General features: G+C 64.6%; 19 protein-coding genes. 12 read left to right on the top strand and 7 right to left on the bottom strand.

Annotated features, from left to right (window positions below; translation table 11 throughout):
- Positions 1-125 precede the first annotated feature (125 nt).
- The gene (locus tag MOQ72_RS39270) at positions 126-995 is read right to left on the bottom strand and encodes a phospholipid scramblase-related protein (protein ID WP_242191050.1); all 870 of its coding nucleotides are present in this window, start codon (positions 993-995) and stop codon (positions 126-128) included.
- Between the two features lie 159 nt (positions 996-1,154).
- Between MOQ72_RS39270 and MOQ72_RS39265 the strand changes: the two genes are divergently transcribed.
- A complete protein-coding gene (locus tag MOQ72_RS39265) occupies positions 1,155-2,588 on the top strand; it encodes an MBOAT family O-acyltransferase (RefSeq protein WP_242191049.1) in 1,434 nt (477 codons plus the stop codon).
- A 236-nt stretch (positions 2,589-2,824) separates the two neighbouring features.
- A complete protein-coding gene (locus MOQ72_RS39260) occupies positions 2,825-3,034 on the top strand; it encodes a hypothetical protein (RefSeq protein ID WP_242191048.1) in 210 nt (69 codons plus the stop codon).
- A gap of 85 nt (positions 3,035-3,119) precedes the next feature.
- Here the strand turns inward: MOQ72_RS39260 and MOQ72_RS39255 are convergent, their stop codons facing one another.
- Together MOQ72_RS39255 and MOQ72_RS39250 are read right to left on the bottom strand one after the other, a co-directional pair.
- Positions 3,120-3,323, bottom strand: coding sequence for a DUF397 domain-containing protein (locus tag MOQ72_RS39255; RefSeq protein ID WP_242191047.1), 204 nt, complete (start codon positions 3,321-3,323; stop codon positions 3,120-3,122).
- Between the two features lie 20 nt (positions 3,324-3,343).
- A complete protein-coding gene (locus tag MOQ72_RS39250; RefSeq protein WP_242191046.1) occupies positions 3,344-4,216 on the bottom strand; it encodes a helix-turn-helix domain-containing protein in 873 nt (290 codons plus the stop codon).
- Positions 4,217-4,363: 147 nt separating this feature from the next.
- Here MOQ72_RS39250 and MOQ72_RS39245 point away from each other — a divergent pair, with 147 nt between their 5' ends.
- From MOQ72_RS39245 to MOQ72_RS39210, 10 genes are all read left to right on the top strand, one after another.
- Positions 4,364-4,717 (top strand): hypothetical protein, encoded by a 354-nt coding sequence (locus MOQ72_RS39245; protein ID WP_242191045.1) that lies wholly within the window; start codon positions 4,364-4,366, stop codon positions 4,715-4,717.
- Positions 4,718-4,926: 209 nt separating this feature from the next.
- Positions 4,927-5,172 carry a hypothetical protein gene (locus MOQ72_RS39240; RefSeq protein ID WP_242191044.1) on the top strand — a complete coding sequence of 82 codons (246 nt, stop codon included), beginning with the start codon at positions 4,927-4,929 and terminating at the stop codon, positions 5,170-5,172.
- Positions 5,173-5,175: 3 nt separating this feature from the next.
- The gene (locus MOQ72_RS45910; RefSeq protein WP_372495636.1) at positions 5,176-5,550 is read left to right on the top strand and encodes an RNA polymerase-binding protein RbpA; all 375 of its coding nucleotides are present in this window, start codon (positions 5,176-5,178) and stop codon (positions 5,548-5,550) included.
- 82 nt (positions 5,551-5,632) lie between these two features.
- A complete protein-coding gene (locus MOQ72_RS39235) occupies positions 5,633-5,887 on the top strand; it encodes a helix-turn-helix domain-containing protein (protein WP_242191043.1) in 255 nt (84 codons plus the stop codon).
- Complete coding sequence (locus MOQ72_RS39230) at positions 5,884-6,147, top strand: hypothetical protein (protein ID WP_242191042.1); 264 nt, start codon at positions 5,884-5,886, stop codon at positions 6,145-6,147. The genes MOQ72_RS39235 and MOQ72_RS39230 overlap by 4 nt, the downstream gene beginning before the upstream one ends.
- Positions 6,148-6,275: 128 nt before the next feature.
- Positions 6,276-6,407 (top strand): hypothetical protein, encoded by a 132-nt coding sequence (locus MOQ72_RS44945; RefSeq protein WP_277955349.1) that lies wholly within the window; start codon positions 6,276-6,278, stop codon positions 6,405-6,407.
- A gap of 166 nt (positions 6,408-6,573) precedes the next feature.
- Positions 6,574-6,939: an SAV_915 family protein gene (locus MOQ72_RS39225; protein ID WP_242191041.1), complete on the top strand. Its 366-nt coding sequence runs from the start codon at positions 6,574-6,576 to the stop codon at positions 6,937-6,939.
- Positions 6,939-7,229, top strand: coding sequence for a hypothetical protein (locus MOQ72_RS39220; protein ID WP_242191040.1), 291 nt, complete (start codon positions 6,939-6,941; stop codon positions 7,227-7,229). Before MOQ72_RS39225 ends, MOQ72_RS39220 begins: the two co-directional genes overlap by 1 nt.
- 22 nt (positions 7,230-7,251) lie before the next feature.
- Positions 7,252-8,469, top strand: coding sequence for a WXG100 family type VII secretion target (locus MOQ72_RS39215; RefSeq protein WP_242191039.1), 1,218 nt, complete (start codon positions 7,252-7,254; stop codon positions 8,467-8,469).
- 100 nt (positions 8,470-8,569) lie between these two features.
- Positions 8,570-9,124 carry a hypothetical protein gene (locus MOQ72_RS39210; protein ID WP_242191038.1) on the top strand — a complete coding sequence of 185 codons (555 nt, stop codon included), beginning with the start codon at positions 8,570-8,572 and terminating at the stop codon, positions 9,122-9,124.
- Between the two features lie 161 nt (positions 9,125-9,285).
- Here MOQ72_RS39210 and MOQ72_RS39205 read toward each other — a convergent pair whose 3' ends face one another.
- From MOQ72_RS39205 to pglW, 4 genes are all read right to left on the bottom strand, one after another.
- Complete coding sequence (locus MOQ72_RS39205; protein ID WP_242191037.1) at positions 9,286-10,059, bottom strand: hypothetical protein; 774 nt, start codon at positions 10,057-10,059, stop codon at positions 9,286-9,288.
- A 615-nt stretch (positions 10,060-10,674) separates the two neighbouring features.
- Positions 10,675-11,088, bottom strand: coding sequence for a hypothetical protein (locus tag MOQ72_RS39200; protein WP_242191036.1), 414 nt, complete (start codon positions 11,086-11,088; stop codon positions 10,675-10,677).
- Positions 11,089-11,168: 80 nt separating this feature from the next.
- On the bottom strand, positions 11,169-11,624 hold the full coding sequence (locus tag MOQ72_RS39195; RefSeq protein WP_242191035.1) for a hypothetical protein: 456 nt from the start codon (positions 11,622-11,624) through the stop codon (positions 11,169-11,171).
- A complete protein-coding gene (pglW, locus tag MOQ72_RS39190; protein WP_242191034.1) occupies positions 11,621-15,817 on the bottom strand; it encodes a BREX system serine/threonine kinase PglW in 4,197 nt (1,398 codons plus the stop codon). Before pglW ends, MOQ72_RS39195 begins: the two co-directional genes overlap by 4 nt.
- Positions 15,818-16,078: the final 261 nt, after the last annotated feature.

Genomic DNA, 16,078 nt, shown 5'->3' with positions numbered 1-16,078 from the left:
CCAGCCGAGCGCTTAACTAAACTCCTGACCGAAGCCAATTGATCACTCGTGTTGCAACCACCCCTGGAATCCACCGGGTAAGTCGGTCGAAGGTGCCCTTCACTCGGAGTTTTCTGCGCTGCGGGTCAGGATTGTTGTTGGCTGAGGATGGTGTCGACGGTTAGGGCGGACGCCACGACCATGCTGAGCAGCGGGTCCGGTAGCGGCCGGTGGATCTGCAGCACGTAGTTGTCCGCCGTGGTGAACGCCGCCTTCGCGAGGCCCTGCCAGGTCTTGGTGATCTTGCCGATTTCCGCGTCGGCGTGGTCCAGCACCTTGATGTCCCAAGCCCGCAGGTTCTCCGCGTGCAGGCCGCCGATGCGCTGCCCGTTGACCTCGAAGTCGAACCGCGCCTTGCCCCAGACGTTCGTCAGCCGGATGTCCCCGACCGGTGACTGGTCCGGGCGCTGCACGTGCACCGTGCCCTTCCACAAGGTGGCCGGGCGGGTCAGCAGCAGCACCGGGCGTCCGGTGATGTCCCGGATCTCCAAGGTCACGGTCATCAGCGAGTCGAGCTTGGTCAGCAGCCGCAACGCCTTCTGCGCACCGCTCTGGCCGACCTGCATGACCGAACCGAGTTGGCGTCCGTGCTGGTCGTAGACGGCGTACTCGTTCGCCATCTCGATCAGTTTCGCCTTCTGGTTGACCACCAGCACGGGTTCGGTGAACAGCGTGCCCCCACCACCGGAAACCGCACCGCCGACGCCAGCGCGCTGCTGCACCTGGTGCTGGATGGACGAGGTGTCGCCGGTGCCGCCCAACGCCATCTCGATGGGCGACGCGTCGTTCTGCTGCGCGACAACCGGTTGCTGCTGCGCGGCGACCGGCGGCTGCTGGGCGACCGGTTGCTGCTGGGCGGGCTGGACGTGCTGGGTCCACTGCCGACCGTCCCACCAGCGCACGTAGCGCTGATCTGCCTGATCCGGGTACCAGCCGGGCGGGGGTGGAGCGTTCATGAGCCCCAGGCTAGGCGATCGGCACACCGGCTGTCCGGGGTTTGAACCCGCCGCGTTCCGGGTCGGTGACGATGCGAACTCGGTTAAAGTCCCTGCGAGCAAGACAGTTCCGCACCGCAGACGGGGAGGCGCGGGCCTCCCGTACCCCGAGGCCCCTCGATGTCGTTCGCCAGTCCGCTGTTCCTCTGGTACTTCCTGCCAGCCGTGCTCGCGGTCGTGCTGATCGCGCCGCGCAGCGGACGCAACGTCGTGATCGCCGTGGCCAGCCTGCTGTTCTACGCCAGCGGCGCGGGCGGGACCACGCTGTTGTTGCTGGCCTGCATCGTGGTTAACTTCCTCGCCGGGCGGCGCTTGGAGCCCGACGAGTGGGGATTCGACCGGCAGCGGCGGAAACTGCTGCTGATCGGCACCGTCGGGTTCAACCTCGCGATCCTGGCGGTGTGGAAGTACGCCGGGTTCGCCACCGCGCAGCTGGCGATGCTCGGGCAGTGGTTCGGCGGCGACTTCCCGGTGCTGCACCTCGCGTTGCCGATCGGGATCTCCTTCTACACCTTCCACCACATCTCCTACGTGGTGGACATCTACCGCGGGGAGCGCCCGGCGCTGCGCGATCCGGTGTCGTTCATCACCTACATCGCGATGTTCCCGCAGCTGGTGGCCGGTCCGATCGTGCGTTACCGGGAGATCGCCGACCAACTGCCGCAGCAGCGCACGCACCGGCTCGACGACATCGCAGCGGGCTTCCCCAGGTTCGCCTGGGGACTGACGAAGAAGGTCGTCATCGCCGACACGCTGGCGCCGATGGTGGACGCCTGCTTCGCCACCCCGAACGAGGACATGACCTTCGCCATCGCCTGGCTGGGCGCGATCGGCTACGCGATGCAGTTGTACTTCGACTTCTCCGGGTACTCGGACATGGCGATCGGGCTGGGCCGGATGCTCGGGTTCCGATTGCCGGAGAACTTCGCCCGGCCGTACTCGTCGGTGACCATCACGGAGTTCTGGCGGCGCTGGCACATGTCGCTGTCCCGCTGGTTCCGGGACTACGTCTACATCCCGCTCGGCGGCAACCGCCGGGGCACCGCCCCCACCTACCGGAACCTGGCGATCATCTTCGTGCTCACCGGGTTCTGGCACGGCGCGGCCTGGACGTACCTGGTTTGGGGCCTGTACCACGGCGCGCTGCTGGTCATCGAGCGCGCTTTCGGCTGGTCCCACGCACCGGCCAACGCCCGAGCCCGCCTCGGTCGGCGCGCGCTAACGTTGCTGCTGGTGGTGGTCGGCTGGGTGTTCTTCCGAGCGCCGGACCTGGGCAGCGCGTTCGTGATGCTGGGCCACATGCTGGTACCGGACATCGCGGGAGTGACGGACATCGTGGCGGCCTCGGTGACCAACCAACGCCTGGTGTTCCTGCTGGTGGCGCTGCTGGTCGTGGTGCTCCCGGCGAACTCGGGCACCGGCCCGTTCCTGGAAGCGGTCCGAACCCGCCGCGCGTACGCCCTGCGACTAGGGGTCCTGACCCTCGGCCTCGGCTACGCCGGACTCCTCGTCGCCACCGGCTCCTTCAGCCCGTTCCTCTACTACCAGTTCTGACGAACGGAAACCGTCATCAGCGGCTCGCCGCTGCGCATGGCATCTACCAGCAAAAACACTGCCGGTCGGTGACTGTTGTTGACGGCCGGTGAGGGGTGCCGTGTGCCCCATATGTGCCCCAGCAATGTCCACAGTGGGCACACGGCGCGGCCGAGAGGAAACACGTGATCACTCGCGAGCAAGTGCAAGAGGCTCATGCGGCGGGGTACACGGCTGGATCCGCCTTGCAGCCGGCGATGCCGAACCCGTATGCGGGGGTGCCGCTGCGGCCGTGGGAGCGGGCGCGCATGGGCGCTGACGAGGTTCGTCAGTACGAGCGGGAAGCGCGGGACCGGCGACTGCTCGCCCGCGTGTGGCTCACGGCCTGGCGCAGAGGGCTCGACGCCTACGCCGCGGAGCGCGGTCTGGCTCGTCTTCGCGATCTCCAGGTCGACGACTCGGCTTGATCACTGGCCTGACGGGGGTGTGGTCTTTGGCCGTAGGTACACGGCGGGGGCTGCCCGGTCGGCAGCCCCCGCTTTCGTCGTTCGGTCAGCGGTCGAAACGGCCTGACTTCAGGTTGGAGACGAAGGAAGCCCAGGTACCGCGGCCGAACGCCAGGACCGGGCTTGCCTCGCCGAGCTTGGAGTCACGAACTCCTCGCACGTGGGCGGCGTCACCGACCTCGACGCAGTTGTTCGGGTTGCCTGTGCTCCGGCTGGACTTGCGCCAGTTGGTGAACGTCAATGCGCTCATGTCCTCAGCCCCTCTTGCCGCTAGGTGGCGTCGTACTCCTCGGCTACGCGACGCAGCAGGTCACGCGATGCCATTGGGTCCAACGCTGCACCTACAAGTCGATTCCACAACGTAGCGTAGGCGTCGACGTCACTCGGGTGGTCGAGGTACCTGCCGTCCGTGTATTCCTCGACGTAGACGAACTCCAACGGACCGGCTTGTCCAGGCGAAGGCACCCGATAGGTCGTGAAGTTGTAAACGGGCGCGACCGGTGTTCGAGCCTCGAACGGGATGACCTGCATCTGAACGTTCGGAAGCTCGGCGCACTTGATGAGGTGCGTGATTTGGTCGCGCATCACGTCACGGCTGCCGACGACCCTGCGCAATGCTGACTCGGACAACACGAACCCGACGTCTGGAGGGTTCTCGGTGGTCAAGATCGTCTGCCGTTCGAGTCGTGCCTTGATCGCGTCGTCGATCCCCTGGTCAACCGGGCGAACTTCGGCGTCAACGAACAGCGAGCGCATGTATGCCTCGGTCTGCAGCAAGCCGGACACGAGCTCGGTTTGGTACCAGTGGATGGCCGAGGCGTCGCGCTCAAGGTCAACTGCCATCCGGAAGTGCTTCGCGTACACCGAGCGGTAGCCGGACCAGCGACCTCGTTGCTCGTTTCCCTTGGCCAGGTCAAGAACCCATGCGGTGTCCTCGCAGTTGGAGATCTTGCCCCGGTAGAAGTCGAGCAAATCCCCAAGCTGGCGTTGCGTCAGTGCCGTCTGTCCGAGTTCGAGCCTGCTGATCGTGCTCGTCGTCCGTTCGACGATCTTCGCGGCGTTCTCGATGGTCTCGTTCGCGAGCTCGCGAAGGTGTCGGAGCTCGTTGCCGAGCTGAAGGCGCCGCACGGTCGGGGTTGCCATACGTCAGAGCTTCCCACTTGACCGCAACCTGACATCTCACACGTCTGTGTGCATTCCCTCAATGGGAATGCATGGTTTACTGCTACCGTCTTGATCCAACGGGAATGCACGATGGGAATGCACCGTACGTACGGGAGGTCGGCAGCGATGGAGTCTTGGTTGCGTCCGCATCTCGATGCACTGCGCGCGAGCGTGCAGGCCGGTTTTCGGTTCCTGCATCTGCCGAGTGTTGGCAATGTCCTTGCTGTTCAGGGCATGCGGGTCAGTCATGGGGCGATGGACATGTTCCAGGCGAGCGCGGCTGACGACGCCATCGCCGCACGGTTCCGGATTGAGGATCTTGAACTTGGTTCTCCGCCGGCCGTTTGGCACAAGCGTGGTCCGGTTGCTGACGTGGTTCCGGCCTTGCTGGAGCTACCGCCGCACGACTCGCCGGGCGCCCCTCGCCTGGCGGGTTCGCCGGTTTCTGATCTGTGGCTGCCCGGCGATGCGCTGCCGTGACCAAGCTCCGGTCGGACGCGGTGTGCCCGGGGTTGTTTACCGCCCGGCTGCATCGCGTGTCGCCGGTGAACGTCGAGCGGTTGTTGTTCGGGCCGAATCGGGTCCGGCTAGCTCTTGCCGATTGCGGTGCCGCGTGTACGCCTCCGCATCCATCTGTGGTCGGGCGCCTGCCGAGGTGCTCGCGATGTTTCGGAAAGGACTGAACTGGGGTGTCTTCTTTACTGCTTTTTCTCGCCGGCTTGCTGCCTGGTGCCGGGCTGCTGCTCTTTGTCGCGTGGCGGATGCAGATCGCCGAGCCGGGTGGTCAGCACGCCGGCGCTGGTGAGGGCGCGTTGACGGTGGCGCACCTGCTCGACCAGGTCGCGAAGGAGCACGGGCAGATAGCCGTGAGCACCGGGCGGCATGCGTTGCGTGAAGACGTGGCAGCGAAGATCGCCGCGATTGTCGGGATCTAGGGCATGGGTGCCGGTTTCACGGCTCGTGCGGTTCCGATACTGCGCACGAGTTATCAGCGTCCGGAGGATTACGAGCCCGTCGAGCGGCTTGTTGAGGCTTACGCCTGTCCCTTGGGCGACACGTTCACCGTTGTTCTCGTCGCTGGCTGCGAGCCGCCGGAGACGTGGGAGTGCAGACGGCACGGTCTCGCTGCCGTTCGCACTGGCCTACCGCCGGCGGCCATAAGCGAAACCAGAAGTGCGGGATTGCCCAGGGCTCCGCAGGGCCTTGCATCGAAAACACATCTGGAATACGTGCGGGAGCGCCGCACTGAGGGCGAACTTCGGGAGCTTCTCCGCGAGCGGCTCGCCCTGCTTGCCGCCGGGCGGTGTTGGTGATGACCGGTCGCACGGTCCGCCGCTGCCAGGTGCGGTGCCCGTCAAACCAGCTAGGCAAGAAACCGCGATCACAAGGGTGGCTATGCGGAAAATTCAGCGACGTGCCCGGGTAACCGGGCCTGCCAGGGAAAAGCTGGCGGCTGACCTCAAACGTTGGTACGACGGCGGAACGAGCATCCGGCAACTGGTCGCGGTGTCAGGACGGTCCTATGGAGCTGTGCGCCTGCTGCTCCAGGAAGCCGGCGCCGAGTTCCGTCCGCCTGGCGCTCCCTCCAACACGGCGACGAACTCTACGCCGCAGTGTCCAGAACCGATCTTGTCCCGTGTCGCGCTATGAGCAGGAAGGGGCCGAAGCGGTTTCTGCCGATGGCCTGGCGGGTCGAACGCGTCTCGCCGACCGAGGTCTACACCTTCCGTTGGGGCCGAGGATCCGGTTACTTCACCGTCCACCGCGGCGACATCGGTAGCTCGCACGACAACGACCAGCTCATCGACACAGTCCACATTGGATCCGACTGGGCTGACGAATCGGACGTCGCCACTCAGGCACGCCTGTGGTTGCGCTCGCGCATCGGCCCGCGTCGCCGGAGCGCATGAATCATCCGAGACTCCGCTCGATGTTGTTGCACCCGACCTCCGGCATCGAGCGGACGGCCGGTCGGTGCGGCGCCTCCCAAGGCACCGACCGGCCACCCAATTCCATCCACAAGTGAAAGGAGTCCCGCATGCCCAACTCGCATGACAACCAACCTGAGGTCACAGGATCGCCAATCCCGGTGTCGGTCGAGATCGACCCCGTGGCAACCGGCGTCGGTCACGATGCCGACGAGGAGCAGGAGCCCGATGTCGGGGAGTGAGTAGTTCCGCTCTGTCATGGGCGAGGGCCGGCGCGGTAGAGATGATCTACGGCGTCGGCCGTTGTCGTGTTTGGGCTTTTCGGGTGACGTGTTGTCGACGTCGTCAGGGGGCAAGATCGGCTCGGTATCGTGCCCGCCTGGGAGAACAGTCGTATGAGGGGGAAGTTTGGCTTACGGGAACCGCGACGTGATGCGGGATCACGGGGACGTGGCGCCGTCGGTGATCGGCGCTGACTACGTCGCAGAAGCCAACGGCGAGGAACCCGAGCCAGCGTTTGTGCCGCTTGAACAGCGTCTCCTCAGCCAGGACAAGGACGCCACCGTTGAGCTGCGGCGCCTGGAGGACGGTCGCCTCGCGGTACTGGCGTACACCTCCCTGGAGGCGCTCGTGCACAGCTGCGGGGACCTCCAGCCCTGGGCGTCGCTGCCCGCCGACAAGGTCGCGGAGATCCAGCAGCGCAGCGGCGCTGACCTGGTCCTGTGGGATGCCGAGCTACCAGCCGACCAACGCCGCGATGCCGGGGGGAACTGATGGGTGGAACGCACGCACAGCTTGGGGATTTGGAGGCGCTCGCCAGCAAGCTCCGCACCGGAGCCGGAGAGCTGGATGGGTTCGCCGCGCCCCCGCCTGCCCCGCAGGTGGGTGTCGCGACCGAGGCGGTCGCCGGGGCGATGGCGATGCTGACCCTGTCCGCAGCCGGGATCGTCGAGGCCATGAACTATGCCGGTGACGAGGTCGCACAGGGCCGCAACCTCTACGACGAGACCGACCACGGCAACGCTGGCGACATTGCCCGCACCGACCCGAACGGCCCGCGATAAGTTCCACTGGGGGATTTAGATCATGCCACTCGATATCAAGGTGGACCCACAGCCTGGCACGATCCGTACCGCTGCGGACTGGCTTGACGGGATGGCGCGTGCCGTTGACGCGGCCTTGGACACCATCAACCGCGTTCGTGGTGAGTCCGAAAGCGGTTGGTCCAGCGAGGCCGGAAAAGCCTTCCGCGACGGTATGGGCAAGATCGGGCCGCGCGTCGACGAGGTGTCCATCAGCTACAGCGAGCTCGCCTTCGAGCTGCGCCGCCACGCCGACGCCATCGACACCGTCAAGGTCCGGATGGATCAGGCACGCGAGTTGGCCCTGACGGAGGGGTTGGTCGTCCAGGGTGACCTGATCATGGAGCCCGGCCCCGAGCCACCAGCACCGAGACCGCTGCCCACCGACAAGCCCGCCAGTCCCGAACAGAAGCAGATCCACGCCGACGCCGTGCGTGCGGAGGCAGCCTTCGTGCGCACGGTCCAGGCATACACGGACTGCGCGGCTTTGGTCTCCGAAGCGCGGAGGCTGGAGAACGACTCGATCGCCATCCTCAACCGGTTCCTCGGCGGGTTGATCGAGAAGGCTCCGTTCAACGCCTCGGACGTGCTTGCCGGTCTCGCTGGTGCGACGGCAGGCCAAACCGCCAAGATGCAAGCCAAGGCGATGCAGATCGCACGCAGCGGCTCGATCGAGGTATCGGAACGCCTCGCCAACAACCCCTATATGACCTTGCAGGGTCGAACTCGGGCCGCCGCCATCAACATCACGCGCTCGCAGGCAGCAGCTGAACTGGAACGGAAGGCCATCGGTTCGCGCACCGCACAGTGGGTGGATAAGTTGGGACCCCGAACGAAGGGATTCCTTCAGCTGACCCTTGATTTTGGCAAGAAACCTGAAACAGCTGGCAGCGGGCTTCTGCGCGGAGCACTGAAGGTGGGCGGCAGGCTCCCGGTCGTGGGTTTGCTTATCACCGGGGGCGGAATCGGCTACGACATCGGGATCGCTGGCAAGGACCCGACAACCAGCGTCGCCTCCGGCCTCGGCGGCTTCGTCGCGGGAGCGGGGGCCTCGGTGGGCCTCGCGGCCATGGGCACCCCTGTCGGCTGGGTCGTCGCAGGCGGCGCTGTGGTCTCGTGGGGCGTTGGCTTCGCCATCGAAGAGTGGGGCGACGATACGGTGCAGGGCATGGAGGAGACCGGTAAGCGCCTGTCGGAGATCAACCCGAAGATGACCCGCTGATTATTGCGAGCGTGACGTGACCACAGGACTACCTCCGAAGCCCGATCCCCAAACTGGCGAGCCGCGCCCACCACGTGCTCCGCTGGAGCCGGGGTGGAAGGTGGCGGAGGACAAACACAAGCACGGTCTGTCGAAGGTTTCGCAGCCGCCGGACGGCGAGGGGCCGATCCTGGAGTGGTTTTATCCGACCCGAGGTCGTGCGCTGACATTTGGTGCCATCGCAGTAGCGATCATGGTGGCGTACTTCACTTGGCGTGACTTCGGCTTCGGCTGGATGACGGTGTGGTGGCTGTGGCTGTTCATCATCCCGTGGCCGTTCATCTTCCTCCTCGCCGGGCGCAACATCCGGATCTCAGCGGGTGCCGACTGGCTGATTTACGGCAAGAAAGGCTTGATCAAGACCTATGAGCTGACCAAGGTCAACGTCACCGTCGGCGGCGCGGCGCACTACCTCGACATCGAGGACCGCCACGGGAACGAGCTGTACGTGCAGATCAACAATCTGCAGCTCAACCGAGAGCTATGGGATCTCGTCTATCTCGGCCTGCTCTACTCAGTCCACGAAGGCGGTGCCAGCTCCAATGAGATGGCCCGTAACTACCTTGGCCTCAATATCCCCCCGCACCTTCGGAAGTGGGAATCGCGCGACGCCTGACCCAGTGGTGACTAGCCACAAGATAACTCCACTCACCGTGTGGACGAAGCTGCCGCGCAGATCGTCGAAGCTGGCTCGGTACCCGAAGGCGCCAGAAGGCCGGGGGCGGTGCGCTGGCGCCCTGTGGGATGGCCGATGCCTGCCCCGCTGCACCTCGCGTGTCAAGTCAGATCCTGCACCAGAACTGGCCTGGCCAGCACGATGCGATCTGCAACATCGCTGACGATTCCGACCACGCGAGCTTTTCGGATTGGTGGACGAGGGCGTTCCCAGCTCCGGGCATGCGAGTCCATCTCCGTGGTGTCCGCAGATTCTTGTGCACGTTCGGTCTCCTTCGAGGCGAACCGTGCGTAGCGGCCCTCTTCGAGAACTTCGTACTTGCGGACGCTCTCAAGATGCTCTTGGACTTCATCACTCGTCAATCCAAGCTCATGCTGCACTAACATGCTAAGTACGGACGGGTCAGACGGGTACGAGTGGCCGATCTTCAGCTCGTTCTCCCGAGTTACCCACGATTCGTTCACCACGTTGTCCAACGAACCAAGCAAGATCAATTCATAGGCGCCCAGGTTCGACCGCCAGCGAGACGGGGGAATGAGAGCTTGCGCCCAGAACACGCGAGCCTTGTTCGGTAGGCGCTCTCCCCGGTCACCGAACCAGAGGAACGGCATGACCCCAATCTTCAATCCTGAGACCCGGAGATCGAAGATGCATCCGGGGTCGGATACGCGGCGTACCTTCCGCTTGATGCGGCGAACCTTCTTGGCTCTCCGGAGCGCGAAATCCACCTTGTCCGTCGATCCCGGTGTATCGAGACTGATCTGCGTCGCCCTCGAAGCGCTTATCCCCTTCGCAACCGAGACGATCGTCGTGCTGTTGCTGCTGTACTGCACATCATCGATCTCATTCAGTGCTCGTTGCGAGAAATACAGCATCCGAACGCGTTCTCCCTGTTAGTCCTTCTTCTCTGCCGTACGGTACGTGTCCTGTACATAGAAAGTCGCCCGTTTCTCCCGGAAAGTGCCGGAAACGGAGCTGTTCTATCGCTGACTGGGTTGGGGCCGTTGCTGGTAGCTCGGTGCTCGGGTCGTGCCGACTTGCAGGTTGGCGAGCGACGGATTCCGGGCAGGTTTCCAGTCGGCGAGCGGCGGCGTAGATCAGTGCGCCGGCGACCGAGACGAGCACGGTCGTCGCGAGGGGCTGCCCCTGCTCGCCGAGCTCGGCGGAATGAAGGCGGGCGGAGGCCAGCCATGCGACTGGTGTGCCAAATCGGTGCGGATAAGGGTGCCATATCCGGCGAGCTGGCCGGCATGGTGGCCTGAGGATGCGTCCCTCGAGGTTGCTGTCCCAGTCCGTTACCGTTCGGTGGCTTCCGGCCGTTCGGCGGTGCTGGCCGGTTTGTTCATCGGGATAGCGCTGCGGCGATCTTGCCGGTGGTGGCCTAGGCGATCGGATGCGCCCCTCCGTACGCGTGTAGCGCGTCGATCCTCTGCCAACTGCTCTTACAAGTCCGGCGCGCGGTTCTTCACTACGGAGTCCACCGCTGGTGCTCAGTTCGCTCGTTGTTCGATCCGGGCGAACTCAGCCTGCGGGATAGAGCCGACTACGACCCACCAGCGCCCAGCCGCCGACATTCCTCCGCCTGCACGCAGTAGGTCGCGCTTCCATTCCGGGTTCATGCGTTTGGTCCACTTCCAGTTCTTCCACCGGATCGCGCGTGTGGTGGTTACTGTGATCCGAACCGCTGTCTTGTCGAAGAACGACCCACGGAGGCCGTGAGAGTGGTCGCCAAGGTCTGGGGTGTCCAGCAGCCAAACGACCTTAGGTCCGACGTTCGTGCCGTACGGCTTCAGCATCGGGTTTGCAGACCCGATGTTGGACTCCGTGGGATTCAGCTTCCCAGACGCAAGGATCTTCGAAAGGTGGTACTGGGAAGTGAAGTGATAAAGCGTTTGCCGAGCCACTATCGGCTCCTCCCTCGCGCCACGGTAGCGGCCTCCTTGCCTTGTGGCATGCAAGGAGGCCGCCGTTGATCGGTCGTGAATCAGTCTGCGTTGATGGTGTTACCGACGGGTGTTTTGAGCTGGGCGTGGATGCTGTCGCGCTGCTGCTCGGCGAGCTGGACGGCGACGGCGTCGCCGATTCCGGTTTGGCGTCCTGCCGTTTCGTTCGTGAGGCGGTCGAGGTGGGCGTCGGCGAGCGGGCCGTCGGCCTCTCGGAGTCGGAGCCTGGTCCGTTGTCGTTGCCGAGTGCGCGCCAGCGAGAGTTGGAGTGCGCGCGTGACGTGACTGAGGTCGAGCGGTTCGCCGACGTTGCCATTTGTGCCGTGGGCGATGGTTCTCGACGACTCCAGGTAGGCGGGGAGTTCCGTGGCGAGGGCTCGCACGGTGGCAGCGTCGCCGTTTTCTCCCCGCCTCACAAGATGATCAGTGGACCATTCGCGCTCTGTTAAGCCTATTTCAGGCACCGACTGGCTCTGACGAGGCAGCGGGTCGATCACGCGGGCATGGCCGACGGCGTGCCCCAGTCTCGCGGGAGCACAACATGTTGCTCACTGCTGGTGATGAACGGCTCGGCAGGACGCTTTTCGGGTTCATAGCTCGCAACGAGGATGATGAGGGAGCGAAGGCCGTCTCCGTCCGTGCCGTAACAAGCGGCGTCACCGAGTCGGTTAAGCATCTTCCGCCCTTCGGCGTATCGGCTAAGCGGAGTTGTGCTGTCCAGCACTAGAACGGGTACTCCAAGCCATTGCCGTTCCAGCGCGGCGAACACCCGCTTGAGCAGGGTGTTGAGGTTTGTGGCATCCCGGGTCCCGGGCTCTGCCGCATCCGCAGCAGAGACGATCTCCGGGTTCGTGATGCCGACTTCGTGCATGACAGAGCGCAAGGTAGCTACGAAAGTACTGCTGACGTTGACGACAGGCGCCTCGATTACCTCGCCGAGATGAATGCGAGCCTGCCCCCATTCCCTCATTCCGGTCGTCAAAAGCCGCATCCCGCCACGCTGGACGACCTCGTTAAGCCGTTCTTCGACATTGGCACTGGCTGTTCCTCGCGGGCCACCTGCGGTGGCGGTGCCTGAGCTGGGACGAACATAGGTGGGGGGAGTCGCGTCGGGCGGGACGATCTTGCCTTGCTCGTTCCACTTGACATCGAAGCCTGCTTCGCTCAACAGCGCACATAGAGCGGAGCCACGCGGCAAGCGGTGGGATAGTCCGGGGAATCTACCGTCGAGTCGACGGGCGATGACCTTTCCGTCGACACCATCCGCGGGAAGCCCGGCGCCGGCACGAGCGAGCCACAACGCCTTCGTCAACGACATGTCCTTGGGGTACAGCTCTTGACGTGCGTTGAGTAGTACCCCACCCACAGCTGCGGCAAGTTGCACCAAACGCTGCTCTCCGACGGTGTAGGAGGTGGCGCGTTGTGCCCGTTCTTCGAGCGTGCGGACGACAGCTGTCGATGTGGGGAGGGAATCGGCGTGGGCGAGCTCGCGCGCTTCTTCTCCGATCGCCCACGCCATCTCGTACAGCCTCGGCGCTGAGATCATGTCGATTGGCTCGTTGTCCTCGTCGACTTCGAGGGCAACGACGACCTGGTCGCCGCGGCGGCGGTAAGTAAAGCGGGGGTTTTCTCTGGTCTGTTCGGTTTCGACGACGGCACGAAGAGCGGCGTAACCGTAGGCGAGCCGTTCCTCCCGGTCCTCGATACCTTGGACTCCGTAGCGAGGCACCAGCATCGTGACAAGCTCGTGTGCGGTGGCCACCCGATTCAAGTCGAGCAGCAATGCGATGACGTGCTCGCGGACGATGCCAACACCGGGTTCAGCCGCCCACTCCTTGCACCGGGCTCGCAGGATGTTCGACACGGCCGGCTGAGAGCATCCGCGCAGCTGGGCCACTTTGGTCTGGGTGGCCCACCGTTCGGAGGGCAGCACCCCTTCTTCGCTGTGCAGGCCGAGCACGAGTCGGGTGATAACGGACTTGTTCGTGTTCTTCTTAGTCGCAGACGGCACCAGTCGAGCTGCGAGGTCCCGGAGGTCGACCCGGCCGTTGGTGGCCTCCTCGGCCGCGACACCCTGCCGCTCAGGTGCATTCGTGCGCGCGGTGAGCAGTTCGCGCCACTGTTTGATCCGCTTCGTGAGTTCGTTCCTAGTGCGTTGGCTCAGTCCCCGTGCGCTGGTGACGCTGGAGAAGGGAAGGCCGAGTAGTTCTCCGACGTTGTCCGCACCGAGCCGACGGGCCGCGGCGATGGCTCGCGGGGTGAGCCCGGAGTTCGGTAGCAGCGTGTCGCGGTCGACGCGTTCGGCGGCTTCGTCGCGCAGCTGCTCGACGTTCTCGCTGTCGCTGAGCGACACTGTGGCGGGCAGTTGCTCTTCGGCCGAGCTGAAAACCCGCTGCCACGCGCCTTTCATCTCGGCAATGTCGGAGAATCGGTGAGCGGTGTCGCGGTGCAGGGCGCGGCGGAAGAAGCGGGTGAGCGCCTCGCGGTAGTCGGATTCGAACAGCTCTGGTGAGAGCTTCAACTCGCATTCGGCATCGAACCGGGGGTTGGTGCCGCCGTCTCCCCAGGTGGGACGTTCGGTCGAGGCCATCTCGTGCAAGGTGACGGCGATGGCGTAACGCTCGGCGTGGCCGTCGAAGGCTGGCCGCCGATCCTCCCCGAGGAACGGGTCGAGGTAGCCGCGGGTGCCAGCTTCCACATCGTTGCGCGGCACCCCGGACAGCGAGAAGTCGAAAAGGACGATCTCGTCGGCCTTCTTACGCTCTCGTCTGATGCCGATGTTGTCGGGTTTGATGTCGCGGTGGAAAACGTTGCGAGCTTCCAGCTCGGCAGCGGCGTCAAGAAGCTGGTCGCCAAAACGCTGGAGTTCGTCGATCTGCAACCCTTCCCGTCGGATGCGGTGGGCGAGGGTTTCGTCGCCGGCGTAGTCGATTTCGATGGCGTACCGGCCGCCGAGGTCGAACATGCCTCGGCGGAGTCCGATGATGTGCTTGCTGCGGAGCCCATCGAGTTCGATGCCCTCGTCACGTAGACGGTCGTGCGACCGCTCGTCACGGCCGATCTTGAGCACACTGAGGTGGTACCCGGAGCGGTCTTCGACGAGGAGCGCTCGGGCAGACGAGCCTGTGCCGAGGCGTTTGACGACGGTCTTGTCCCCGTCGAGCACCGTGCCGTGTTCTGCGTCCCACGGGTCGATGACCGTTTCGGTGGCGAGTTCTTTCTCGGCCATCTCGAGGTATATGAAGAACTCGTCGGCGTTGTCGGTGCGGTCGACGACGTTGGCGCGGGTGGCGGCGGCCACGAGTTCGTCGAGCTCGTCGAGCAGTCCGTTGACAATGGAGGATGGTCGCAGACATTGCTCGGTTTGCAGCCTGCTGAGCAGCCCTATCCGGTCTTGCGCCGGAGCGCGCCCAGTGAGTAGGAGGTAAGAGATAGCGCCGAGGCCGAACATGTCAACGCTAACGGTTCCGTCGGCGTGGTCCTCGGCTTCAGGTGCAAGGTAGGCAGCGCTGTCGGGGTGCAGGTGTTGGGCGACGTGTGAGGTGGGGGCGATCTTGCGCTCGTCTGAGCCAGACACGCCGCGCGCAGCAGCCTGCCATTCGCCGACGCGCAAGTGAGGGCGCAGCGAGTCGCCGTTTGTGGGCTCCACAATAACTGCGCGTGGGGTGAGTGCTCGGTGCACGAGCCGGTGTTCGTGGGCGTAGCGGACTGCTTCAGCGACCTGCCGGATCATGCCGACTCGGGTCTTGAGGTCCAGTTCCGGCCAGCGCTCGGCGAGGTAGTGGTCGAGGCGGTGGGACTGCTCGGCTTGCGGGATGACCAGTGCAGCGCCGGCCTCGTGGTCGACGAAGTCCTGCGGACACAGCAGCCCCGGGTGGTCGATCCCGATGACGGCTTCGTATTCGCGCCGTGCGGCACGTTTCGTAGATTCCCGCCGTTGTTTGGCTTCGTTGCTTTTGTCTTTTTCGTAGGGATAGATCCGCACCCGCCGGTAGTCATTATCGACGTCTTCGCGCCAGGCGTGGTGGTCTTGCCAAGTCGGACCGATTTCGTATGGCGGGAATTTGAGTCGCCAGGCTCCGACTTTCTCTGCCGCTACCGAGTGCTTGATACCCACGCCCAGCAGTAGCTTGTGCGCATTCCGAAGGAAGTCGTTGCTGACCTGTCCGGTCGGTGCGCGGTCGATGAGGTCTTGGATGCCGGGCAGGCCGGTTCGGGCCTCGTTCAAGGAGTAGAGGTGGAGACGCTTTTCGCTGTCGTCGATCTCGCAGCGCAGGTCAGGGTTGGTGAGTAGGACCGAGGCTGTGACAAACGGGACACGGCCGCGGAGTTTGCGTTTCTGAAACTGTCTTACCAGGCGATCTTTGAGCTCTTCGGCTTTTGACTTGGCCAGCGGCAGCGGATTGGTTCGGCTGCGCCGCCTGCCGTTTTCGAGGAACAGCCAGGACCCGTCGGGGCTGGTCAGGGTCCCGCCCCAGTGCTTGAGCTCAACGAGGTGCAGCCCGGCAGGGGTGGCGATCAGCAGATCGACTTCGTACACGGGCCCGTGCTTGGAGACGAAGGTGAAATTGCTCCACGCCTCGAACGGGTAGTGGTCTGGCAAGAGGCTGCGGACGTGGGCGAGACCCGCGCGTTCGTGGTCGAACTTCGACGGCGTCATCTCGTGCCAGCGCGGGGAGTCCGCGTCCATGCCACTCCTCTCGACGTGCCGGGCGGCCCGACCCCGGCGGGCTCAATTCTATGGATCGAGGCGACGCCGGTCGCGAGTGCACGCGATGTCACCCAATTTGATCACTTACCTGGGATGGATAGGCTCGATCCGTGTCGGTGTGCCCGGCCGGCTCTCCCCGTAGCGCGGCGACGCTTCGTCGCGGGCTCTGGGCTCGACCGATCTTCAGTTCGGGCTTCCCAGCCTGGCCGGTGGCAGAGTTCCGGGTTTTGTAACACCGAG

It is taken from the genome of Saccharopolyspora soli (genome assembly GCF_022678645.1).
In the GTDB taxonomy this organism is placed as follows: Bacteria; Actinomycetota; Actinomycetes; order Mycobacteriales; family Pseudonocardiaceae; genus Saccharopolyspora; species Saccharopolyspora soli.
This window is presented reverse-complemented; position numbering and strand designations above follow the sequence as displayed.

Coding starts and splice junctions, on each gene's coding strand:
- MOQ72_RS45910 (WP_372495636.1), top strand. CDS start 5,176: ATGGGTGCCGGTTTCACGGCTCGTGCGGTTCCGATACTGCGCACGAGT.
- MOQ72_RS39205 (WP_242191037.1), bottom strand. CDS start 10,059: ATGCTGTATTTCTCGCAACGAGCACTGAATGAGATCGATGATGTGCAG.
- pglW (WP_242191034.1), bottom strand. CDS start 15,817: ATGGACGCGGACTCCCCGCGCTGGCACGAGATGACGCCGTCGAAGTTC.
- MOQ72_RS39260 (WP_242191048.1), top strand. CDS start 2,825: ATGCCGAACCCGTATGCGGGGGTGCCGCTGCGGCCGTGGGAGCGGGCG.
- MOQ72_RS39270 (WP_242191050.1), bottom strand. CDS start 995: ATGAACGCTCCACCCCCGCCCGGCTGGTACCCGGATCAGGCAGATCAG.
- MOQ72_RS39265 (WP_242191049.1), top strand. CDS start 1,155: ATGTCGTTCGCCAGTCCGCTGTTCCTCTGGTACTTCCTGCCAGCCGTG.
- MOQ72_RS39255 (WP_242191047.1), bottom strand. CDS start 3,323: ATGAGCGCATTGACGTTCACCAACTGGCGCAAGTCCAGCCGGAGCACA.
- MOQ72_RS39230 (WP_242191042.1), top strand. CDS start 5,884: ATGAGCAGGAAGGGGCCGAAGCGGTTTCTGCCGATGGCCTGGCGGGTC.
- MOQ72_RS39220 (WP_242191040.1), top strand. CDS start 6,939: ATGGGTGGAACGCACGCACAGCTTGGGGATTTGGAGGCGCTCGCCAGC.
- MOQ72_RS44945 (WP_277955349.1), top strand. CDS start 6,276: ATGCCCAACTCGCATGACAACCAACCTGAGGTCACAGGATCGCCAATC.
- MOQ72_RS39245 (WP_242191045.1), top strand. CDS start 4,364: ATGGAGTCTTGGTTGCGTCCGCATCTCGATGCACTGCGCGCGAGCGTG.
- MOQ72_RS39235 (WP_242191043.1), top strand. CDS start 5,633: ATGCGGAAAATTCAGCGACGTGCCCGGGTAACCGGGCCTGCCAGGGAA.
- MOQ72_RS39250 (WP_242191046.1), bottom strand. CDS start 4,216: ATGGCAACCCCGACCGTGCGGCGCCTTCAGCTCGGCAACGAGCTCCGA.
- MOQ72_RS39215 (WP_242191039.1), top strand. CDS start 7,252: ATGCCACTCGATATCAAGGTGGACCCACAGCCTGGCACGATCCGTACC.